Here is a 20,380-nt window from a genome sequence, read left to right on the forward strand (position 1 = left end):
TGGCCACTGTGGTTGCGGTCAGGGCGATGTCCCGCCGTGTCCGGGTCCTTGGTCCCTTGGTGGGCCAACTCGCAGCCCGAAGAATGAGCGCCGTGGGTGACTACATCTCCGCCTTCAGCGAAGGCAACATGAACCAGAAGGACCTCCTCGGCGGCAAGGGCGCCAACCTCGCCGAGATGACCCGGCTGGGACTCCCGGTCCCGCCGGGTTTCACGATCACGACCGATGCCTGCCGCGCCTACCTCGCGACCGGTGCGGCGCCGGACGGGCTCCTGGACGAGATCGACGCGCACGTCGCCCGCCTGGAGGAGGCGATGGGCCGCCGCCTCGGCGCCGACGAGGACCCGCTGCTGCTCTCCGTGCGGTCGGGGGCGAAGTTCTCGATGCCCGGCATGATGGACACGGTCCTCGACATCGGTCTCAATGACCGGTCGGTCGAGGGGCTGGCCCGCAGCAGCGGCAACCGGCGATTCGCCTACGACTCCTACCGCCGGCTCCTGCAGATGTTCGGCAACACGGTGCTCGGCATCGAGGACGAGGCGTTCGCCAGCGAGCTCGACAAGGTCAAGGCCGACCGCGGCGTCACCGCCGACGTGGACCTGGACGCCGAGGCGCTGGTCGGGCTCACCGCGACGTACAAGTCCCTCATCCGCGAGCACATCGGCGAGGAGTTCCCGCAGCAGCCTCGGGCCCAGCTGCTCGCCGCGGTCAACGCCGTCTTCGAGTCGTGGAACACCCCGCGCGCCACCTTCTACCGCCGCCAGGAGCGGATCCCCGAGGACCTCGGCACCGCGGTCAACGTGCAGGTGATGGTGTTCGGCAACCGCGGCGAAGGCTCGGGCTCGGGCGTCTGCTTCACCCGTGACCCCTCCACCGGCCACCCGGGCGTCTACGGCGACTACCTCGAGAACGCCCAGGGTGAGGACGTCGTCGCCGGCATCCGCAACACGATGCCGCTCTCCGACCTCGAGGCGATCGACAAGACCTCCTACGACGAGCTGATCGCCGTGATGGCCCGGCTCGAGGGGCACTACCGCGACCTGTGCGACATCGAGTTCACCATCGAGGGCACCAGGCTGTGGATCCTGCAGACCCGCGTGGGCAAGCGCACCCCCGAGGCGGCGTTCCGCATTGCCAAGGCGATGGTCGAGGAGGGTGTCATCGACGCCGACGACGCGGTGCGCCGGGTCACCGGCGCCCAGCTCGCCCGGCTGCTGTTCCCGCGGTTCGACCAGAGCGCCGAGCGCGAGCTGCTCAGCACCGGCATCGGCGCCTCCCCGGGTGCCGCCTCCGGCAAGATCGCCCTCGACTCGGCCACCGCGACCGAGTGGGCCAGCCAGGGCGAGAGCGTGATCCTGGTCCGCAAGGAGACCAACCCCGACGACCTGCCCGGCATGGTGGCCGCACGCGGGATCCTGACCAGCCGAGGCGGCAAGACATCCCACGCGGCCGTCGTCGCGCGCGGCATGGGCCGCACCTGCGTGTGCGGCGCGGAGGAGCTCGAGGTCGACGTCGAGAAGCGCGTGGTGCACGTCCGCGGCGGCGCGACCCTGGCCGAGGGCGACCGGATCTCCATCGACGGCACCAGCGGCGAGGTCTTCGCCGGCGAGGTCCCCGTCACCGAGTCGCTGATCGTCCGCCACCTCGAGGGCACCAGCGACGAGGAGGACTCCCTCGTGGACGCGGTGGCCTTCGTGCTCGACCGCGCCGACGCCGTACGCCGTCTCGGGGTCCGGGCCAACGCCGACACCCCCGACGACGCCGCGCGGGCCCGGCGCTTCGGCGCGCAGGGGATCGGCCTGTGCCGCACCGAGCACATGTTCCTCGGCCCGCGCCGCGAGCTCGTCGAGCGGCTGATCCTGGCCGAGGACGACGCCGGCCGGGAGGCGGCTCTGGCCGACCTGCTGCCGCTGCAGCGCGCGGACTTCACCGAGATCCTGGAACAGATGGACGGCCTGCCGGTGACCATCCGGCTGATCGACCCGCCGCTGCACGAGTTCCTGCCCGACCAGACCGACCTGGCCGTCCGGGTCGCGCTCGAGGACGACCACGGTCAGCGCGACCGCCAGCACCACCGGCTGCTGGAGGCGGTCGGCCGGCTCCACGAGCAGAACCCGATGCTCGGGCTGCGCGGCGTGCGGCTCGGCATCGCCGTGCCCGGCCTGTTCAAGATGCAGGCGAGGGCCGTGCTCGAGGCCGCGGCGGACCGGATCGAGGCCGGCGGCGACCCGCGGCCGGAGATCATGATCCCGCTGGTCGCGACCGCCGAGGAGCTCACTCTCGTCCGCCCCGAGATCGAGGCGGTCGTGGCGAGCGTGCAGGCCGAGCGCGGAGTGAGCATCCCGGTGCGGATCGGCACCATGATCGAGGTCCCGCGAGCCGCGCTCACCGCCGACCGGATCGCCGAGGACGCCGACTTCTTCTCCTTCGGCACCAACGACCTGACCCAGATGACCTGGGGCTTCTCCCGCGACGACGTCGAGGCGGCGTTCTTCCCGGCCTACCTCGACCATGGCGTCTTCGCCGTCTCGCCCTTCGAGTCCATCGACGTCGCCGGCGTCGGCGCGCTTGTCAGCACGGCGGTGCGGCTCGGCCGGGAGACCCAGCCCGACCTGCATCTCGGGGTCTGCGGTGAGCACGGCGGGGACCCGGAGTCCATCCACTTCTTCGAGGCCGCGGGTCTCGACTACGTGTCCTGCTCGCCGTTCCGGGTCCCGATCGCCCGGCTCGAGGCGGCCCGGGCCGTGCTGCTGGCAGGGTGACAGCCATGGACAACGCCCCCGCAGCGCAGCCCGCGCTCGTCGAGCTGTCGCCTTACGAGTGCTGGCAGCTCGTCGAGGAGCCGATCCCGGTCGCCCGGGTCGTCTGGACCGATGGCCAGGCCGCCTCGATCGTCCCGGTCAACTACGCCGTCGCCGACGGTGCCCTGTGGTTCCAGTCCACTCCCGGGTCGCGACTCGCCCGTGAGTGCAACGGCCGCCAGGTCCTGGTCGAGATCGACTCGGTCGACACCACCACCAGGTCCGGCTGGAGCGTGATCATCACCGGCATCGCCCAGAACGTCGAGGCCGACGACGTGCCCAACTTCCTCGGCGAGCTGGAGGTCTGGCCACGGGGACCGCACACGACGTTCGTGCGGGTTCACCCCGACGAGATCACCGGGCGACGTCTGCAGCCTCGCGGCTGAGGGCCTGCGCCGAGATTCTGGGGCGGGTCCCCACCCCTACGTCAGACTGGCCCCCATGAGCATGAGAACGCCGGGATTCTCCCCTGCCGCAAGCCCCCTTCGCCTGGACTACCCGCAGTCGCTCGTCGTCTACGACGACTACGCCGCGGCTCAGAAGGCCGTCGACTTCCTCGCCGACCAGAAGTTCCCGGTCGAGCAGCTGATGATCGTCGGCACGGACCTCAAGCGGATCGAGCGGATCACCGGCCGGCTGAGCACCCCGCGGGTCGCCCTGGGCGGGATCCTGTCCGGCGTCTGGCTCGGGTTGTTCGTCGGGCTGCTGCTCTCCCTGTTCAGCGACGGCGGTGAGAGCACCGTCGCGATCATCCTGTCCACGGTGCTGTTCGGGGCCCTCTTCGGGATGATCTTCGCGCTCGTGGGCTACGCCCTCACCCGCGGCCAGCGCGACTTCTCCTCGGTCGCCGCCGTGGTCGCCACCAAGTACGAGGTCCTGGTCGAGCACAAGTCCGCTGCCCAGGCCCGCGAACTGCTCGCCCAGCTGCCCGGCGGGCGGCCGGACCCGTTCGCGCCGGGCGCGGGACCGGCGAGCTGATGCGCGCGCCGGTCGCCGCTGCCGTCGCCGCTCTGGCGGCTGGGTCGCTCATGCCGTCGTACGCCGCCGCGAGCGCCGCCGAGACCTGCCGGGGCCAGGCCGCTACCCACGTCGGGACGTCGGGCCAGGAGCTGGTCGCCACGGACGGCGCCGACGTGATCGTGACCAACAGCGCCAGCCGGGTCTACGCCCTCGACGGCAACGACCTGATCTGCGTCACCGGCCGCACCTTCGACACCTTCGCGGGTTTCGGCGACGACGTGGTCGACGGGTCGGCCGCCTCGAAGGCGACGGGAGCCAGCGCCGACCTCGGCGGCGGCTCGGACACCTACCTGGGCAGTGTCGGCTACGACCAGGTCAACGCCGGGGACGGCGACGACGTCCGCCGGGGTCTCGTGCCTGGCACGGACGTCATCGACACCGGCGACGGTGGCGACTTCGTCGTGCTGGGGGCCGACGGCCAGGCCAGCGGCGACCAGGTCCGGCTCGCCGACGGAGGAGACGCCGTCGAGATCCGCGGCCAGGTGCCAACGACGCTCGACGGCGGCTCGGGTCGGGACGTGATCAGGATGCGCAGTCGGACACCTTCGGACTGGCGGTTCGACGGTCGCACAGGCGTGTTCACCGTCGACGGCGCGCCCATGCCTCCGGCCGTGTCGTTCTCGATCTACGACTTCACCCAGCTGCGCTGGGCCAGCCTGGACGTCCGCGGTGGGGACGGGTCGGAGCGCGTGCTCGCGCAGAAGCGGAGGTTCGCGGTCAAGGACGGCCCGTTCCGGGCCCGGATGGGTGGCGGCAACGACCAGATCGAGGTCCGGACCGGCCACACCGGGCCCTTCAACGGCGGACCCGGCAACGACTCGGTCCTCCTCGCCAACGAGAACAACAAGGACCTGGGCGGCAGGTTCACCGCCAACCTCGTCCGGGACTACTACCAGCTCCAGGGCACCGCGAAGGTGGCCATCAAGAGCATCGAGAACTTCTCCGGCTTCTACTTCGACGCCGCTCTGATCGTGGGTGACTCCGCCGACAACCGCCTGCGCGCGACCGGCTGCGGCCTGGTCATCCACGGGGGTGCCGGCGACGACTTCCTGTCCGGCCTGCAGTCCAAGGGCTGCCACGACTCAGGCGGGCGGGCGCTCACGGCGTACGGCGAGGCCGGCAACGACGTCATGGACGGGTCGAACATCAACGACGTCCTCCTCGGCGGCGGCGGGTTCGACGTGGCCCGGGGCCGGGACGGCCGCGACCGCTGCGTCGCCGAGCGCCGCTTCGACTGCGAGCTGGGTTAGCCCTCTACCCGGCGGGCTGACATGCCGAGGACGACAAGGCCGACGCCGGCCGCCATGAAGCCGGCCGGTGGCAGCACGTCCGCAAGCCAGGGCACGGTCCCGTCCAGGGACTGCTCGAACGACTCACTGACCAGACCGACGACCATCCCGCCCAGGAACAGCCAGATGCCGGCCGGTGCCAGCACTCGCCCGCGGGTCAAGCCGACCGCGAAGGCGACCACCCCGCCCAGCGCGCTGAGCGCAGCCAGCCCTGCCACGACGGTCCACAGCCCTTCCGCGACGGACTGCGCCGTTCCGGACAACGCAGCGTCGAGCACGTCGCCACTGAGGACCAGGACGACCATCGCCACCAGCCCCGCGACGGTGAGACGCAGCCCCCAGAGCCCGAGCCGGCCGTCCCGCCCGGCCTGCAACCGGTGCAGCCCGGGCAGCGCGACGACGAGCATCAGCAGGGCCACGCCCATCAGGAGGAACGCGTCGTAGGTGACCAGCTCGACGACGGGCGGCACCACGAGGAAGAGCGCACCGGCGAGCAGGGTGAGGACGGACGTGCGGTGACCTGCACGGGCCGGGGCGGGACTGATGGTCTGGGCGGACATGGTGACCTCCGGGTCGACGGGTGACTGGTCCTCGACCCTCCGGGACGACCGCCTCCGGCCGTCAGCACCGCGGCGCGGGTGCACCCCCATCCGGGGTCGGGTGGCTTCCCCTCCTCGCGGCGGGGGTGGGATCGGTCCTCGCGCGCCTAGCCTGATGGGGTGCGCATGCCTTCGCGGTGGGACCTCCTCCTCGCCGCGACGCTGGCCGGCCTCGTTGCGTGGGAGACGCTCTCCAACGACGAGGCCCCACACCACGTCCTGCGGGTCGTCCTGGCCGTCGTGACCGTGTCATCGGTGGCCCTCCGCCGCACTCACCCGGTCGCGGCGGCCACGGTGTTCAGCCTGGCGATGACCACGGAGTCTCTGGCTACCGAGTCCCCCGACGAGGGCGGCATCCTGCTCGCGATCCTGGTCATCGCCTACTCCGTGGGCGCGCACCTTCGCCGCCAGGAGGCGCTGTTGAGCGCCGCCCTCGTCTCCATGTCGCTGGTCGTGACCATCGCGGTCGACCCATCCGACTCCGTGTCCAACATCCCGTTCAGCGTGTTGCTGTTCGTGCTCCTGCCGTTCGCGGTCGGCACTGCTCTCCGTCGCCGGCGGCGTGACGTCGCCGAGCTGACGCTCCGCGCCGAGGCGCTCCGGCTCGAGGCGGACCGCGCTGTCGATGCCGAACGACGCCGCATCGCCCGCGAGCTGCACGACGTGGTCTCCCACGCCGTGACGCTGATCGCGGTCCAGGCCGAGGCGGGTCAAGCCGTCCTCGACCGGGACCCTGAGTCGACTCGGCGGTCGCTCGCCGCGATCGGCCAGGTCAGCCGGGAGGCACTTGACGAGCTCGCCCGGCTGCTCGCTGTGCTCGACGAGGGGAAACCGGCCCCCGAGGCGGGGCTCGCGGACCTGCCCGCGCTGGTTGCCGGCGTCCAGGCCACCGGTCTGCACGTGGAGCTGGACGGCGGCTCCCCGAGTGCCCCGCTGGACCCGGTTGTCGACCGATGCGCCTACCGGGTGGTCCAGGAGGCGTTGACCAACGCCTTGCGTCACACGGCCGGCGGACACGTCCGAGTGCAGGTGACCCACGCCGCGGGCACCGTCGCGATCGAGATCCGCAGCGAGGGTCGCCAGCACACCTCGTCCTACGGAGGGACTGGCCGCGGCCTGGCAGGCCTTCGTGAACGGGTGGCGGCCCTGGGCGGCACCTTCGAGACCGGTCCGCGAGACGGAGCGTTCGTGGTGCGTGCCGTCATCCCGGGGCGCGCATGACCATCCGGGTCGTCATCGCCGACGACGAGGAGCTCGTCCGCGAAGGACTCGTCGCCATCGTCGGAAGTCAGCCGGACCTCGAGGTCGTCGCCACGGCGACCGATGGGGCCGAGGCGCTGGCCGCGGTCATCGAGCACCACCCCGATGTGGTCCTCATGGACGTACGGATGCCGGGGACCGACGGGATCGAAGGGACGCAGAGGATCCTGGCGAGCGACGCCGCCGTGCGGGTGCTCGTGCTCACCACGGTCGAGGACGACGACGTGGTCTACGCGGCGCTGAGCGCAGGGGCGAGCGGCTTCCTGCTCAAGAGCGTTCCGCGCGAGCGACTGTGGGCGGGCATCCGCGGCGTTGCCGACGGCGACCTCCCACTCGCGCCGAGCGTCGCCCGTCGGCTGGTCGACGCCCACCTTGCTGTCGGTGCCAAGCCGAGACCCGAGCTCCTGCACGTGACCGACCGGCAGGCCGACGTGCTGCGACTGGTGGCCCGTGGCCTCTCCAACGCCGAGATCGCCGCAGACCTGTTCCTCGCCGAGTCGACGGTGAAGGGATACGTCAGCGAGATGCTCGCCCGGCACGGACTGCGGGACCGCACCCAGCTCGTGGTCCTCGCCTACGAGTCCGGGCTGGTTCGACCGGGCGACAGCCCCTGACGTCGTGGGCGGGGCAACGGGTTGGCGCGTCCACGACATCAGCGGCTGCCGGGGTTCAGCGGCTGATCGCACTCTTCCCGAAGGCGAGTCCGACGCCGAGCACGACCAGGTAGAGCGGGCCCAGCAACGCCGGCACACCGGCGACACCGAGGCCGGCGACCATCGCGGTCGTCTGCACGACCGGCACCAGGCTGACGACGGCGATCCAGCGCGAGACGGTGCGCTCGCGCAGCCCCATCCAGGCGACGGCCGCAGCAACCACGATCACGCCAAGCCAGCCGATCCAGGCGCCGAAGTCCGCGAGCATGTAGTAGACGGAGAGCCCGTCGACGTCGTAGAGGCCGTCCTCGAACCCGCCCGGCATGTAGTTGCCGAGCGCGCCCTTCCAGCCGTACCCGTATGTCAGCCCGGCCGCCGAGGCGACCAGACCCATGGGCACGAGGTGGGCCGCGGTTGAGCCTGGAAGCCGCGGCTCGACCCGCCGTCGCCACTGGGCGGCGGTGAGCAGGAGCATCGCGACCGCGAGGTAGCCCAGCACCATGCTGGCGCGGTAGACGACCGGATTGAGGCTCTCGAAGAGCGCGGCGTCGAGCACGACCTTCTCGGGCGTGTTGCCGCGACCGTCGAGGATCATCGTCGCGACCAGGCCGAGAAGGCCGGCGGCGGAGGCCACGAGGGGCCAGCGGGAGCGGCGCTCGCTGGGCACGCCCTCGGTCTCGGGGGTGCTGGCGTGGGTGTGGGTGGTGGTCACGGTGCTTCCTTCCTCCTGGCGGCATCAGGGCGATGCCGGCGACGTCAACCGTGTCGGTCCCGGTGTCCCGGCCACGAGGGACAACGACCTCGTCCGTCCGGGACCAGGCGTGGGGCACCATGGGCGCCGTGCGCCCCTCCGACCGCCAGCTCCGCGCTCTTGCCGCAGGCCTGGCCGCGGTGTCGATCTGCTGCTGCGCGGTGGTCGTGCCGCTGCAGCGGTGGCTGGACGCGGACACGGTCGGGATGAACCCCGGCGACCTGACTCTCGGCTCCGTGTGGCCGCTGGTGGGAGCGCTCGTGGTGGGGTCGCGACCACGCAACCCGGTCGGCTGGCTGATGCTGATCACCGCCCTGATCGGCCCCTACCTGGTGCTAGGCGTGTACGCCGCGCACGTCGACGGCGCGGGCCTCCTCGGCGGCTTGGCAACGTGGGTGGCGGTGTGGGGGTTCGCGCCGTACTTCTTCGTGCTGCCCCTGCTGCCGCATGTCTTTCCTGACGGACGGGTGCCTGGTCCCCGCTGGCGCGCGGTCGTCGCCGTGGTCGCCACCGTCGCGGTCGTCACCACCCTGGCTCGGATGTTCTCGCCCGTGGAGCCCGACGTCGCACCCCAGCTGCTCAACCCCTTGGGCATCTCGGAGGCCGGCTGGCTGCGCTACGTGACCCAGGCCGGTGCCGTCTCCCTTTTCGTTCTGGGCATCCCCATCGCGATCGCGTCGCTGGCGACCCGGATGCGCCGGGCCCGGGACGTCGAGCGCACCCAGCTGCAGTGGTTGTTCCTGGGCGGCCTCGTCCTGGCCGCCGGCGTGCTGGCTCCGCTGGGCGGCCTGAACGCGTGGTCCACGGTCATCGGTCTCATCGGGTTCCCGCTCGCCATCGGTGTCGCGATGCTGCGCCACGGGCTGTTCGATGTCGAGCTCACGCTGAACCGGACACTCGTCTTCGGTGCGCTGACCGCCGCCGTCGTCGTCGCCTACGCCGCCGTGGTCTACGGCGTGCAGGCCTTCGCGCCCGGCTCCCGGTGGGGCGTGCTCTTCGTCGCGATCGCCGCTCTGGTCGCGGCCGCCGGGCGGGACCAGGTCCAAGCGGTGGTCGACCGGTGGCTGTTCGGTCATCGACACAACCCCTACGCAGTCGTCTCCCGGGTGGGACGGCACGTCGCGCTCGCCTCGCAGCCGGTGGAGGCGTTGCAGGCTCTGGTGGACGGACTGCGGCAGGCCCTCAGACTCCCCTACGCCGCGTTCATCGGCTCCGACATCAGCGTGGCGGTGGGGACGCCGTCGCACGGGAGCCGGGTCGTGGACTGTGCTGCCCTGGGCGCGACCGTGGGACAGCTGCACGTCGGGTTGCGCACCCACGACGAGAAGTGGTCGCCGGAGCAGACTGCAGCCGTCGAGGAGGTCGCCGCTCGGGCCGGCACCCTCGCGTACGCCGCAGGCTTGGTCGCCGACGTGGCCGGCAGCCGTGGCCGGATCGTCGCCGCGCGGGAGGAGGAGCGGAGGCGGCTGCGCGCGGACCTGCACGACGGCGTCGCACCCAGCCTGGCGGGGACAGCCCTTCAGCTGGAGTCGCTTGCCCGTCGGCTCGACGAGATCGACCAGCCCGGGCTCGCCCTCCGTGCCCTCGACATGAGGGACGGCCTCCGCGCGACGGTGACCGAGCTGCGGGCGCTGGTGCACGGGCTGCGGCCGCCTGTGCTCGACCAGCTGGGCCTCGCCGGCGCCTTGCGCCAGCTGGTCGCCGGGCACGAGACCCCGCTGTGCTCGGCGGAGATCACCGACCTGAGCGAGGTCAACGCCGCCGTCGAGGTGGCGGCCTACGCCATCGCGGGGGAGGCTCTGAACAACGCGTTGCGCCACAGCGCTGCGAGCCGCGTCGTGCTGCGCGCGCGCCTGGTGGGAGACGGTGAGGAGTCCGAGCTGTTGCTGGAGATCGTCGACAACGGGGTTGGACTCCCTCACCGGCCACGTCCAGGCGTAGGGACGGTCAGCATGAGCGAGCGCGCCGCCGAGGTCGGTGGTCGGCTCGATCGCCTGGCCACACCAGGCGGCGGCGCCACGGTCCGGGCGTTGCTGCCTCTGCACGTCCCGGGCACGTCGCGGGTGGGAGCCTGATGCCCGTCCGGGTCGTGATCGCAGACGACCACCCCGTCTTCCGCGCGGGCATGGTGACCGTGCTCGACGACCTCCCCGGCATCGAGGTGGTCGCCCAGGCCGCGGACGGCGAGGAGGCCATCCAGGCTGTCGGCGTGCATCACCCGGACGTGGCGCTCATGGACCTGCGCATGCCGGGCGTCGGGGGCCTGGAGGCCACGGCACGGATCCGGGTGGAGCACCCGGACACCGCGGTCGTGGTCCTCACGATGGACTCCGATGACGACTCGGTCTTCGCGGCCCTGCGGGCCGGCGCCCGTGGCTATCTGCTGAAGGAGGCGGAGGTCCCCGACATCGAGCGGGCGATCATCGGTGCCGCGCGGGGCGAGGCGGTGTTCGGGGCCGGCATCGCCGAACGGGTCCTGGCGTTCTTCTCCGCCCCCCGGCACACAGCCGCGAGCCCATTCCCCCAGCTGACCCCGCGCGAGCTCGAGGTGCTGGAGCTGATCGCCCAGGGTCTGGACAACTCCTCGATCGCGCGCCGTCTGTTCCTCTCGGACAAGACGGTCCGCAACCGGGTGAGCGACACCATCGGCAAGCTGCACGCCGGCTCTCGGGCAGAGATGGTCGCCTTGGCAAGGGACGCCGGGCTCGGTGGCGGCACCGGCCAGGTCTAGGGCCGACCGTCCCGGGCCCGCTGCACGACCACGATCACCAAGGCGACCCCTAGCCCGGCCAGGGCGGAGCCGATGAAGGCCCACTCGTCCTGGTCGGTCATCGGGCTCCCGTCGAGGTAGCCCATGCCCTGAGCGGCGAACACGCCACCGGCCAGGATCATCAGGCCGGCGATGGAGAGCCCGACGGCGCGACCCAGCGTCATGAGCGGACCCAGGTCAAGACAGCTCCCGCTTGAGGATCTTGCCGGTCGCCGTCATGGGCAGCGACGGCACGAACTCGATGACCCGCGGATACTTGTAGGCAGCCATCTCCTGCTTGCCCCACTCGACTAGCTCGTCCTCGGTGACCGTGGCGCCCTCGTTGCGGATGACGAACGCCTTGACCTCCTCGCCGTGGCTGTCGTGCGGGACGCCGATGACCGCGGCGAGCGAGACGTCCGGGTGGGTCATCAGGACTTCCTCGATCTCGCGCGGGTAGACGTTGTAGCCACCGCGGATGATCATGTCCTTCGACCGGTCGACGATGTAGTACCAGCCGTCGGCGTCCCGCCGGCCCAGGTCGCCGGAGCGGAACCAGCCGTCCTTGATCGCCTCGTCCGTGGCGTCCGGTCGCCCGTAGTAGCCCTTCATGATGTTGTGGCCCTTGATCGCGATCTCGCCGATCGCGTCCTCGGACCACTCGATCTCGTCCCACGACTCGGGGTCGATCAGCTTCATCTCGACCCCGGGCACAGGCTTGCCGATCGAGCCGACCCGCACCTCCTCGCCCAGGGGCGAGAAGCTCGCGACCGGGGACGTCTCCGACAGTCCGTAACCCTCGAGGATCGTGACGCCGAACTTCTTCTCGAACTCCTTGTGCACCTCGATCGGGAGTGCCGCCCCGCCGGCCACGGCGATGCGCAGCGTGTCCTTGATCTTGCCGACATCGACGTTGTCGTCCAGCGCGCCGAGCAGGCCCCAGTACATCGTCGGGACGCCCGCGAAGAACGTGATGCCCTCGCTTTGCATCAGCTCGAGCGCTGCGCCGGCCTCGAAGCGGGGCAGCATCACCACGGTGCCGCCGTAGGCCGCGGCGCCGTTCTGGATGACGGTCTGGCCGAAAGAGTGGAAGAGCGGGAGGACGCACAGGAACGTGTCCGGGTCGTCGGCACTGGCTCCGAACAGGGTCTCGCCGAGCGTGGCGTTGTCGCGCATGTTGCGGTGCCGGAGCTCGGCGCCCTTGGGCTGCCCGGTCGTGCCGGAGGTGTAGAGGATGACCGCCGTGTCGTCCTCGTCGGTCTGCACCGAGTCGAACGTCCCGTCCATGCCGGCCAGGATCTGACCGAAGGTCTGGGTGCCCTCGAACGGCGAGTCCGCCATCAGGTCGGCGGTGATGGCGACGAAGAGCTCGCAGTTGTCCGCGCCCTGGAACCCGGTGAAGCCCTCCTGCCCGATCGGCAGCTCCGCGGTGCCCTCGAAGCAGAAGTAGGCCTTCGCGTCCGAGTCGTCGAGGTGGTAGGCGACCTCACGGCCCTTGAGCAGCACGTTGAGCGGCACCACCGTCGCCCCGGCCTTGAGGATCGCCCAGTAGACCAGCGAGAAGTAGGGAAGGTTCGGGCAGCTGAGCGCGACCTTGTCGCCCGGCTGGATCCCCTTGCTGACCAGGAAGTTGGCCACCATGTTGGCGACCATGTCGACCTCGGCGTACGTCATCCGGCGGCCAGTGGCGGGGAACACGATCGCCTCCCGCTCGGGGTGGTTCTTCGCGCTCGTCTCGAGCAGGGTGGCGAGGTTGTAGGTGGTCACGCGGCCAACCTAGCGACCGGCCGCCAACCCCGCAGCCCGCCTCAGGTCCGACCGGACCGCCGGCACCGAGACGGCCGACGCCGCGAGGCCGATCGGGCCGAGCGCATGGATCCGGAACCGGAAGTGCACGTCGCACGCCTCCTCGCCGACCGGCGTGAAGCGCAGCGTCAGGTCGGCCCGGACGAAGCGCCACGAGCCGGACTCGGCCCACAGCCGCGGCCGCTCGAGGACGGTCGTCTCCATCGCCGCTCGCAGCCCGGGCCTCGTGACGTCGGTCCAGGTCTGGCCCGTCCGCGGCTGCCCGTCGACGTCCTCGACCCCACGCAACGACGACTGCCACTCCGGGCGGTTGCGCGGGTCGACCAGGTAGTCGAAGGCGACCTCCACGGGTACGTCGAAGCGCACCGTCCCGCCGAGGCCGCGGGCCATCAGAACGTCAGGCCGGTGAGCCGCTCGTAGGCCTCGACGTACCGCTGGCGCGTGCGGTCGACGACGTCCGGCGGAAGGGGCGGCGGCGGGGCGTCGGCGGCCTTGTCCCAACCGGACTCGGCGGAGAGCAGCCAGTCGCGGAGGTACTGCTTGTCGTAGGACGGCTGCGAGCGGCCGGGCTGCCACTGGTCGGCCGGCCAGAACCGCGACGAGTCCGGGGTCAGCACCTCGTCAGCGAGCACCAGGGTCCCGTCCGCGCGTGCCCCGAACTCGAGCTTGGTGTCGGCCAGGATGATCCCCCGTTCGCGCGCGATGCCCTCGGCCTGCGCGTAGACGGCGAGCGTCACCTCGCGGAGGCGCTCGGCGAGGTCGGCGCCGACCGTGCCGACGACCGTGTCGAAGGTGATGTTCTCGTCGTGCGCCCCGACGTCTGCCTTGGCGGCCGGCGTGAAGATCGGCTCGGGAAGCTTGCTGCCGTCCTCGAGCCCCCCGGGGAGCGCGATCCCGCAGACCTCCCCGGTGGCCCGGTAGTCGAGGAGACCCGTGCCGGTGAGGTAGCCGCGGGCGACGCACTCCACGGGGTACATCGACAGGCGCTCGCAGATCACCGCACGGCCGTGCACGGCGATCGGGACGTCGGTCGACAGGACGTGGTGCGGCACCAGGTCGGCGAGCTGCTCGAACCACCACAGCGACATCCGGGTGAGGATCTCGCCCTTGTCCGGGATCTCCGGGCTCAGCACGTGGTCGAAGGCCGAGATCCGGTCGCTCGCCACGATCAGCAGCTGCCCGGCGTACGGCCCCTCCTCGAGCTCGTAGAGGTCGCGAACCTTGCCGGAGTGGATGTGCCGCGCCCCGTCGATCGCCGGCGCCGGCGGCAGCTCGATCGTGCTCACGGCAGTCAGCCTAGGACCCTCCGGCGTACGCACCGACCTCGCCGATCCGTGCCGTGGCCCGTGCGCTGTGGACCTGGCCGGAGCCCGAGGCCCAGATCGACACCGTCCCCGTCGCGAGGAGGCTGCGCGAGGCGAGGGCCGCGAGCGGCGGGCAGTAGATCGCCGCGTCGGCGGGCGGGAACCGGCCGATCATCGTGGACGCGACAAAGACGGCGACGCCGGTCAGGTCCCGGGGGTCCCACGGGTTGGGGACGAACCGGCACGGCTGCTCGAGCGTGCCGCCCTCGGGGGTGAGCGCGACGCTGCTGCTCGCGAACAGGGGGAGCAGCCCGGGCAGGTCGGCGGGGGCGTGCACGAGCTCGACCGAGTGCGACAGCGGTTCGCGGGGCGGCTCGTCCTGGCAGGACGCGGCCACCGAGGCGAAGGTGTGCTGGCCCGGCGTGGGGAGGTTCTGGTTGAGCCAGCCGCCCACGGCCGAGAAGCCCTTGGCCAGGCCGTCGGCCAGGTCCTGACCCGCGCTCGAGAGCTGGTCGGAGGTGGTCGACCGCGGGGCGCGGTGGTCGGTCCAGGCGGTGCCGTCCCAGTAGCGGTACTGCGTCGGGTCGTCAGGGTCCGGGAACCAGGCCGCCGGAGGAGTCTCGGTCACGGGGACAGCCTGCCGCAGAAGCACGCGGCGAGCGCGGCGGCCGCGTTGTCGAGGGCCGTCTCGGCAGCGGTCTCGCGCGGCTTGCGGATCCGGTCGGCCATCAGCACGAACACCATCTGGTGGCCCTGCTGGTCGACGACGACACCGGCCAGGGTGCTGACCGCGGTCAGCGTGCCGGTCTTGGCGCGCACCAGTCCACGGGCCTCCGGGAAGGCGTCGTCGAACCGGTCGGTCAGCGACCCGGTGAAGCCGGCCACCGGCAGGCCGGCGAGGACCGTGCGCAGCGCGGGCCCGCCGGTCGCGGCGGCCCGCAGCACGGCGAGCAGGGCGTCGGGGGTGATCCGGTTGTCGCGGGACAGCCCGCTGCCGTCGTAGATCTCGATGCCGTCCGTCGGTATACCGAGGTCGCGGAGGGTGCGCAGCGTCCCGGCGACGCCGGCGATGAAGCTGCCCTCACCTCGCACGACGAGGCCGATGTGGTGGGCGAGGACCTCGGAGGCCTCGTTGTCGCTGACCTCCAGGAGCCGCTCGACGATCTGGCGCACCGGCGCGCTCGTGACCGCGGCGATCTCGGGGCCGTTGCCGCCGGCCACGCCGTACGTCGGGTCGCCGACCACCTTGATGCCCGCCTCGAGCAGCGCGGCGGCGAACACCTGCGCGGCGTAGAGCGAGGGGTCCTCGACCCGGCGGGAGCTGTCCGGCTCGCGGCCCTGGTCGACCCACAGGGCCGTGATCGGCGAGACGATGTCTCCCTCCTCGGCGTACGACGGCGGCCAGGCCGGGTTGAACCCGGGCGTCGCGAAGAGCGAGTCGTCGAAGCCCAGCCGCACCCGTTGGCGGCCCTGCTGCTGCAGCGCGGCGGCGGTCTGCTGGGCCAGGGTCACGATGTCGGCGCGGGCGGGGTAGGACGGTCCGTCCTGGCCGACCGGCTCGGCCATGAGGAACGGGTCGCCGCCGCCGACCAGCACGATCCGGCCGCGGCCACCGGCGACCACCCGGGTGCTGAAGGTGCGTTCCGGGCCCAGCGCCTGGATCGCGGCGAGACCGGTCAGGAGCTTGGTCGTCGACGCCGGGATCGCGTCACCTCTGCCGACCCGGGCCAGCGACCGCCCGGTCGCGAGGTCGTCGACGGCGGCCAGGACGTGCGGGCCCAGGTCGGTGTCGGCGAGGTAGGGCGCCAGCGCGGCCTCGACCTTCGCCGGCGCCACCCGGCCCGCGTCGCCGAGCACGGCAGCCACCTGTCCCATCGCCGGGACGGGCGGCAGCTCGAGCCCCGGCGGCGGTGGGACCTCGGCCGGCCCCTCGGCAAGCGGGGCCGCCGGCTCGTCCTCGAAGAAGTGCTCGTACCACGGAACGACGAGGTCGAGCCGGTAGGCCGCGGCACCGGCCGCGACCAGTGCGAGGACCAGCAGGCCGGTGACCCAGCGCACGATCCGGCGGCCGGTTGGACGCCCTGACCTGCTCACGGCGCCATTGTGCGGGAGACTGGTGCGGCACGTTCATCCAGCGGAGGAGAAGCAGTGGAGTTCGACGTTCTCGTGGAGATCCCCAAGGGGCAGCGGAACAAGTACGAGGTCGACCACGAGAGCGGCCGGATCCGGCTGGACCGGACGCTGTTCACCTCGACGCAGTACCCCGCCGACTACGGCTACATCGAGAACACGCTGGGCCTCGATGGCGACCCGCTGGACGCCATGGTGATCCTGCAGGAGCCGACGTTCCCGGGCTGCCTGATCCGCTGCCGGGCGATCGGGATGTTCCGGATGACCGACGAGGCCGGCGGCGACGACAAGGTGCTGTGCGTGCCGGCGACCGACCCGCGCCTGGAGCACTTGCGCGATATCAGCCACGTCTCCTACTACGACCGGATCGAGATCCAGCACTTCTTCGAGGTCTACAAGGACCTCGAGCCCGGCAAGTCCGTCGAGGGCGCCGAGTGGGTCGGCCGGGCCTCCGCCGAGGAGGAGGTCAACAACTCCTTCCAGCGGTTCAAGGACGAGCACGGCGACGACGCCGTGACCCCGCACCCGGCGCCGCAGGGCGCGCCGGCGCCGGGGCACTGACCCTCGTCAGGAGCCGATGAGCTCGGGCGCGCGGAGCATCTCCTCAGGGATGCCGAAGGCCTCGACGAGGTCACGGGCCAGCGGCCGGACCCGGCGGCACAGCGAGTTGATCCGCCGGCTGATCTCCTTGGACCGCACGGTGGTCAGGCGGCCGTGCTCCATGAACCAGGCCCGGTCCTCCTCGATGACCGACAGCGCGTGCAGGTCGCAGAGCAGGCCGAGCGCCACCTTGTTGTCGCTCTCGTCCATCGCCCGGACCTTCTCCACGAACGCCTCGAGCACGAGCCGCTCGACGTGTGCGCGGGCTGCGTGGATCACGTGGTCCTGCACCCGCGAGAAGACCTCGCCGGGGTTCATCTTGTTGTCGATGCCGCGCTTGAGGCGCCGGGCGACGCCGGCGAGGGTGTGCTCCTCGCGGAAGCGCAGCATCGCCAGCTGGTAGTCGGAGTCGAGGATCCCGGCCTCCTGGTCCCACTGGTCGCCGCCGGGCAGCAGGTCACGCACCCGCTCGAGGAGCTTGTGGGCGTTGGTCTTCTCGATCACCGTGTCGACGGCCAGGCTGGTGACGAACCTGACCATGCCGAGCTGGTCGAGGTCCTCGAAGTCGCTGGAGTAGTCGGTGAGCAGGCCCTTGGCGACCAGCTGGAGGAGCACCGTGTTGTCGCCCTCGAAGGTCGTGAACACGTCGGTGTCGGCCTTGAGCGCCGCGAACCGGTTGACCGACAGGTAGCCCGCACCGCCGCAGGCCTCCCGGCACTCCTGGATGGTCCGGGTCGCGTGCCAGGTCGCCAGCGCCTTGGTGCCGGCCGCCCGCGACTCGAGCTCGCGGCGGACCTTCTCGTCGCTCACCGCCCCGCTGAACACGTCGTGGCACTGGCCGGCCACGATCTCCTGGGCGAAGTCGAGGGCGTACGTGCGGGCGAGCAGCGGGAAGAGGCGTCGCTGGTGCTGGCCGTAGTCGAGGAGGAGGTCCTCCTCGCCTTCGGTGGTGGCCTCGAACTGTCGCCTGATGAGGCCGTAGCGGATGGCGATGGTCAGCGCGACCTTCGCGGCGTTCAGCCCGCCGCCACCGACACAGACCCGGCCCTGGACCAGGGTGCCGAGCATCGTGAAGAAGCGGCGGTTGGCGTTGTCGATGTCGCTGACGTAGGTCCCGTCCTCGCGCACGTCGGCGAACCGGTTGAGCAGCGCGGTCCGCGGGATGCGGACGCCGTCGAACCGGATCCGGCCGTTGTCGACGCCGTTGAGCCCCATCTTGAGGCCGTCGTCCTCGATGGTGACGCCGTCGCAGACCTTGCCCCCGTCCCTGATCGGTACGACGAACGCGTGCACGCCCTTGTTGATGTCAGGCCCCTCGCCGGCCACCTCGAGCTGCGCGAAGACCACGGCGAGGTCGGCGTGCACGGCGGCGTTGCCGATGTAGTCCTTCCACGCGTCGTCGCGGGTCGTCTGGACGACGAACTCCTGGGCGTCGGGGTCATAGGTCGCAACCGTGCCGAGCGCCTGGACGTTGGAGCCGTGGCCGGTCTCCGTCATCGCGAAGCAGCCCATGGTCTCGCCGGTGATCAGCTTGGCGAGGTAGGCGTCGTGGTGGGGCTTGGTGCCTAGCTGCAGGATCGCGCCGCCGAAGAGGCCGAACTGGACGCCGACCTTGACCAGCACCGACAGGTCGCCGTAGGCCAGCGTCTCGAACGCCGCCAGCGAGGCACCGATGTCACCGCCGCCGCCGTACTCCTTGGGGAAGCCCATGCCGGTCTGGCCGGTCGCCGCCATCTCGACGACGACGTCCTTGACCCGCTCCCGGAAGTCGTGGTGGCTGAGGGTCTCGGCGTCGGTCAGGATCGAGGCGTACTCGGCCAGGTTGGCCCGGACCAGGTCGCGGACCTCGGCGTAGTCCCCGTCGAGGAACGCCCGGAGTGCGGGGACGTCGATGTCCGGCGGGACGTGAGTGGGGGGTTCGGCGTCGGTGCTCAGCGGCGCGGTGTCGGTGGCCATGACCGCACGCTACTCACGCGCATGTTCTAGGGCCGGGCGAAGAAGCTCGGCGTGATCCAGTAGTACATCGAGACCTCCTCGACGTCCCGGCCGGTGCGCGGCGCGTGGACCATCATCCCGTCGCCGACGTAGAGCGCGACGTGGTAGATCGAGGAGGGCTTGCTGCCCCAGAAGAGCAGGTCGCCCGGCTGCAGGTCGCCGATGCTGATCGGCGTCGCGGCTGAGTACTGACCGGCCGAGTAGTGGGGCAGCGACTTCCCACCCTGCTTCCAGGCCATCATCGTCAGGCCCGAGCAGTCCCAGCTGTTGGGACCGGCCGCGCCGTACTTGTAGGGCTCGCCGATCTGGGCGCGGGCGAAGGAGATGGCCGCCCCGACGCCGCCACCCGGTGTGGGGGGAGTCGGCGGCGACGGCGTCGGGGCCGGCGTGGGGGTGGGGGTCGGTGTGGGTGCCGGCGCGGGGGCGGGGGTGGGGGTCGGGGCAGGGGCCGGCGGCTCCTCGGTCTCGGCCGGCTGGGCAGCTTCCTGGGCAGCCTCCTGGGCAGCCTCCTGGGCCGCGGCCTCGGCAGCCTCCTGGGCGGCCTGCTCGGCAGCTGCCTGGGCGGCCAGCGCCGCGGCCTCGGCGGCGGCCTGCTCCAGCGCCTCCTGACGCTCGCGCGCCAGCTCGACGCTGACGTCCTGGAGCTCTGCGAGCTGGGCGATCAGCACGTCCCGCTCGACGGCGTACGCCGCGGCCTGGTCGGCAGCGGCCTCGGCGGCGGCCGCGGCGTCGTCGCGGGCCGCCTTGGCCTCGCCCTCGGCGGCAGCAGCCTCGGCCAGCGCCTCGTCGGCGCGCAGGTCGGCGGACTCGGCGAGGATCGAGGTCGCCTCATAGCTGTCGTAGGTGTCGTCGATCGCCGTGGCGGCCTGCTCGATCAGGATCGAGCCCTCCAGGACGTCGCTGACCCCGTCGGCGTTCGAGAGCGCGGCGAGCGGGCTCAGGCTCGGGCCGAGCCGGTAGGAGGTGTTGACCGCGTCCGCGTAGCCCTCGCGCTGCAGGGCGAGGTCACGGTGGGCCTCGTCGGAGGCACGTTGGGCAGCCCGAGCGGCCTTCGCCGCCTGCTGGGCGTGGAACCGCGCGGCGTTGAAGGCCTCGGTCGCCTGGATGGCGGCGATCTCGGTCTGCTCGAGCCGGTGCTCGGCCACCGCCAACCGAGCCTGGACCGACTCGACGTCGACGGCCTTGGTCTGCACGGCGGCCTCGGCCGCGGCGACGTCCGCCTGCGACGGCACTGACTCCACGCCGGGGTCGTCGTCGGGGCCGGCGACCGCAGGCCCCACGACGGCAAGGACGAGGGCAAGGGTGGCGACGGCGACGGTCCCCATGGTCCGGCTGCGCACGAAAGGGAACGCTAATGCGATTTCGTCACATTGGAAACAAAATCCCCAATTTTCCCACCAGTCACCGGCGTGTCGGCTTGCGA

At 71.6% G+C, this 20,380-nt stretch carries 19 protein-coding genes; 9 read left to right on the plus strand and 10 right to left on the minus strand.

Going from position 1 to position 20,380, the window contains the following annotated elements:
* Positions 1–83: 83 nt before the first annotated feature.
* From ppdK to ACYVC6_RS00690, 4 genes are read left to right on the plus strand one after another with little or no spacing between them, the layout of a single operon-like run.
* Entirely contained in the window at positions 84–2,762 is a 2,679-nt protein-coding gene (ppdK, locus tag ACYVC6_RS00675) for a pyruvate, phosphate dikinase (RefSeq protein ID WP_460709912.1), read from the plus strand.
* A gap of 5 nt (positions 2,763–2,767) precedes the next feature.
* A complete protein-coding gene (locus tag ACYVC6_RS00680) occupies positions 2,768–3,187 on the plus strand; it encodes a pyridoxamine 5'-phosphate oxidase family protein (RefSeq protein ID WP_460709915.1) in 420 nt (139 codons plus the stop codon).
* A 55-nt stretch (positions 3,188–3,242) separates the two neighbouring features.
* The gene (locus ACYVC6_RS00685) at positions 3,243–3,779 is read left to right on the plus strand and encodes a YflT domain-containing protein (RefSeq protein WP_460709917.1); all 537 of its coding nucleotides are present in this window, start codon (positions 3,243–3,245) and stop codon (positions 3,777–3,779) included.
* Positions 3,779–5,071: a hypothetical protein gene (locus ACYVC6_RS00690; RefSeq protein ID WP_460709919.1), complete on the plus strand. Its 1,293-nt coding sequence runs from the start codon at positions 3,779–3,781 to the stop codon at positions 5,069–5,071. The genes ACYVC6_RS00685 and ACYVC6_RS00690 overlap by 1 nt, the downstream gene beginning before the upstream one ends.
* Here the strand turns inward: ACYVC6_RS00690 and ACYVC6_RS00695 are convergent.
* Positions 5,068–5,670 carry a hypothetical protein gene (locus ACYVC6_RS00695; protein WP_460709921.1) on the minus strand — a complete coding sequence of 201 codons (603 nt, stop codon included), beginning with the start codon at positions 5,668–5,670 and terminating at the stop codon, positions 5,068–5,070. The genes ACYVC6_RS00690 and ACYVC6_RS00695 overlap by 4 nt on opposite strands.
* A 165-nt stretch (positions 5,671–5,835) precedes the next feature.
* On the opposite strand from ACYVC6_RS00695, the gene ACYVC6_RS00700 reads away from it, so the two are divergent.
* Both ACYVC6_RS00700 and ACYVC6_RS00705 read left to right on the plus strand, forming a co-directional pair.
* The gene (locus ACYVC6_RS00700) at positions 5,836–6,930 is read left to right on the plus strand and encodes a sensor histidine kinase (protein ID WP_460713276.1); all 1,095 of its coding nucleotides are present in this window, start codon (positions 5,836–5,838) and stop codon (positions 6,928–6,930) included.
* Positions 6,927–7,583, plus strand: coding sequence for a response regulator (locus ACYVC6_RS00705; protein WP_460709923.1), 657 nt, complete (start codon positions 6,927–6,929; stop codon positions 7,581–7,583). Before ACYVC6_RS00700 ends, ACYVC6_RS00705 begins: the two co-directional genes overlap by 4 nt.
* A 55-nt stretch (positions 7,584–7,638) precedes the next feature.
* On the opposite strand, the gene ACYVC6_RS00710 is transcribed toward ACYVC6_RS00705, so the two are convergent.
* Positions 7,639–8,334: a hypothetical protein gene (locus ACYVC6_RS00710; protein ID WP_460709925.1), complete on the minus strand. Its 696-nt coding sequence runs from the start codon at positions 8,332–8,334 to the stop codon at positions 7,639–7,641.
* A 128-nt stretch (positions 8,335–8,462) separates the two neighbouring features.
* Between ACYVC6_RS00710 and ACYVC6_RS00715 the strand changes: the two genes are divergently transcribed.
* Positions 8,463–10,448 carry a sensor histidine kinase gene (locus ACYVC6_RS00715; RefSeq protein WP_460709927.1) on the plus strand — a complete coding sequence of 662 codons (1,986 nt, stop codon included), beginning with the start codon at positions 8,463–8,465 and terminating at the stop codon, positions 10,446–10,448.
* Positions 10,448–11,104 (plus strand): response regulator, encoded by a 657-nt coding sequence (locus ACYVC6_RS00720; protein ID WP_460709929.1) that lies wholly within the window; start codon positions 10,448–10,450, stop codon positions 11,102–11,104. The genes ACYVC6_RS00715 and ACYVC6_RS00720 overlap by 1 nt, the downstream gene beginning before the upstream one ends.
* On the opposite strand, the gene ACYVC6_RS00725 is transcribed toward ACYVC6_RS00720, so the two are convergent.
* The 6 genes from ACYVC6_RS00725 to dacB are packed head-to-tail and all read right to left on the minus strand — an operon-like array spanning position 11,101 to position 16,326.
* Entirely contained in the window at positions 11,101–11,307 is a 207-nt protein-coding gene (locus tag ACYVC6_RS00725; RefSeq protein WP_460709931.1) for a hypothetical protein, read from the minus strand. The genes ACYVC6_RS00720 and ACYVC6_RS00725 overlap by 4 nt on opposite strands.
* 13 nt (positions 11,308–11,320) lie before the next feature.
* Positions 11,321–12,889 carry a long-chain-fatty-acid--CoA ligase gene (locus ACYVC6_RS00730; protein WP_460709933.1) on the minus strand — a complete coding sequence of 523 codons (1,569 nt, stop codon included), beginning with the start codon at positions 12,887–12,889 and terminating at the stop codon, positions 11,321–11,323.
* Positions 12,890–12,898: 9 nt separating this feature from the next.
* The gene (locus tag ACYVC6_RS00735; RefSeq protein ID WP_460709935.1) at positions 12,899–13,318 is read right to left on the minus strand and encodes an SRPBCC family protein; all 420 of its coding nucleotides are present in this window, start codon (positions 13,316–13,318) and stop codon (positions 12,899–12,901) included.
* Positions 13,318–14,214: a phosphoribosylaminoimidazolesuccinocarboxamide synthase gene (locus tag ACYVC6_RS00740; RefSeq protein WP_460709937.1), complete on the minus strand. Its 897-nt coding sequence runs from the start codon at positions 14,212–14,214 to the stop codon at positions 13,318–13,320. The genes ACYVC6_RS00735 and ACYVC6_RS00740 overlap by 1 nt, the downstream gene beginning before the upstream one ends.
* A gap of 10 nt (positions 14,215–14,224) precedes the next feature.
* Positions 14,225–14,860 carry a DUF2510 domain-containing protein gene (locus ACYVC6_RS00745; RefSeq protein ID WP_460709939.1) on the minus strand — a complete coding sequence of 212 codons (636 nt, stop codon included), beginning with the start codon at positions 14,858–14,860 and terminating at the stop codon, positions 14,225–14,227.
* Positions 14,857–16,326: a D-alanyl-D-alanine carboxypeptidase/D-alanyl-D-alanine endopeptidase gene (gene dacB / locus ACYVC6_RS00750; protein ID WP_460709941.1), complete on the minus strand. Its 1,470-nt coding sequence runs from the start codon at positions 16,324–16,326 to the stop codon at positions 14,857–14,859. Before dacB ends, ACYVC6_RS00745 begins: the two co-directional genes overlap by 4 nt.
* Positions 16,327–16,380: 54 nt before the next feature.
* Between dacB and ACYVC6_RS00755 the strand changes: the two genes are divergently transcribed.
* The gene (locus ACYVC6_RS00755) at positions 16,381–16,923 is read left to right on the plus strand and encodes an inorganic diphosphatase (RefSeq protein ID WP_460709943.1); all 543 of its coding nucleotides are present in this window, start codon (positions 16,381–16,383) and stop codon (positions 16,921–16,923) included.
* Positions 16,924–16,929: 6 nt separating this feature from the next.
* On the opposite strand, the gene ACYVC6_RS00760 is transcribed toward ACYVC6_RS00755, so the two are convergent.
* On the minus strand, positions 16,930–18,918 hold the full coding sequence (locus ACYVC6_RS00760) for an acyl-CoA dehydrogenase family protein (protein WP_460709945.1): 1,989 nt from the start codon (positions 18,916–18,918) through the stop codon (positions 16,930–16,932).
* A gap of 26 nt (positions 18,919–18,944) precedes the next feature.
* A complete protein-coding gene (locus ACYVC6_RS00765; protein ID WP_460709947.1) occupies positions 18,945–20,297 on the minus strand; it encodes a C40 family peptidase in 1,353 nt (450 codons plus the stop codon).
* Positions 20,298–20,380 lie beyond the last annotated feature (83 nt).

The organism is Nocardioides dilutus, assembly GCF_054779555.1.

Bases quoted from the DNA above. Each gene is read 5' to 3' on its own strand.
- ppdK (WP_460709912.1), top strand. From the start codon at position 84: ATGAGCGCCGTGGGTGACTACATCTCCGCCTTCAGCGAAGGCAACATG.
- ACYVC6_RS00680 (WP_460709915.1), top strand. From the start codon at position 2,768: ATGGACAACGCCCCCGCAGCGCAGCCCGCGCTCGTCGAGCTGTCGCCT.
- ACYVC6_RS00685 (WP_460709917.1), top strand. From the start codon at position 3,243: ATGAGCATGAGAACGCCGGGATTCTCCCCTGCCGCAAGCCCCCTTCGC.
- ACYVC6_RS00690 (WP_460709919.1), top strand. From the start codon at position 3,779: ATGCGCGCGCCGGTCGCCGCTGCCGTCGCCGCTCTGGCGGCTGGGTCG.
- ACYVC6_RS00695 (WP_460709921.1), bottom strand. From the start codon at position 5,670: ATGTCCGCCCAGACCATCAGTCCCGCCCCGGCCCGTGCAGGTCACCGC.
- ACYVC6_RS00700 (WP_460713276.1), top strand. From the start codon at position 5,836: ATGCCTTCGCGGTGGGACCTCCTCCTCGCCGCGACGCTGGCCGGCCTC.
- ACYVC6_RS00705 (WP_460709923.1), top strand. From the start codon at position 6,927: ATGACCATCCGGGTCGTCATCGCCGACGACGAGGAGCTCGTCCGCGAA.
- ACYVC6_RS00720 (WP_460709929.1), top strand. From the start codon at position 10,448: ATGCCCGTCCGGGTCGTGATCGCAGACGACCACCCCGTCTTCCGCGCG.
- ACYVC6_RS00725 (WP_460709931.1), bottom strand. From the start codon at position 11,307: ATGACGCTGGGTCGCGCCGTCGGGCTCTCCATCGCCGGCCTGATGATC.
- ACYVC6_RS00735 (WP_460709935.1), bottom strand. From the start codon at position 13,318: ATGGCCCGCGGCCTCGGCGGGACGGTGCGCTTCGACGTACCCGTGGAG.
- ACYVC6_RS00760 (WP_460709945.1), bottom strand. From the start codon at position 18,918: ATGGCCACCGACACCGCGCCGCTGAGCACCGACGCCGAACCCCCCACT.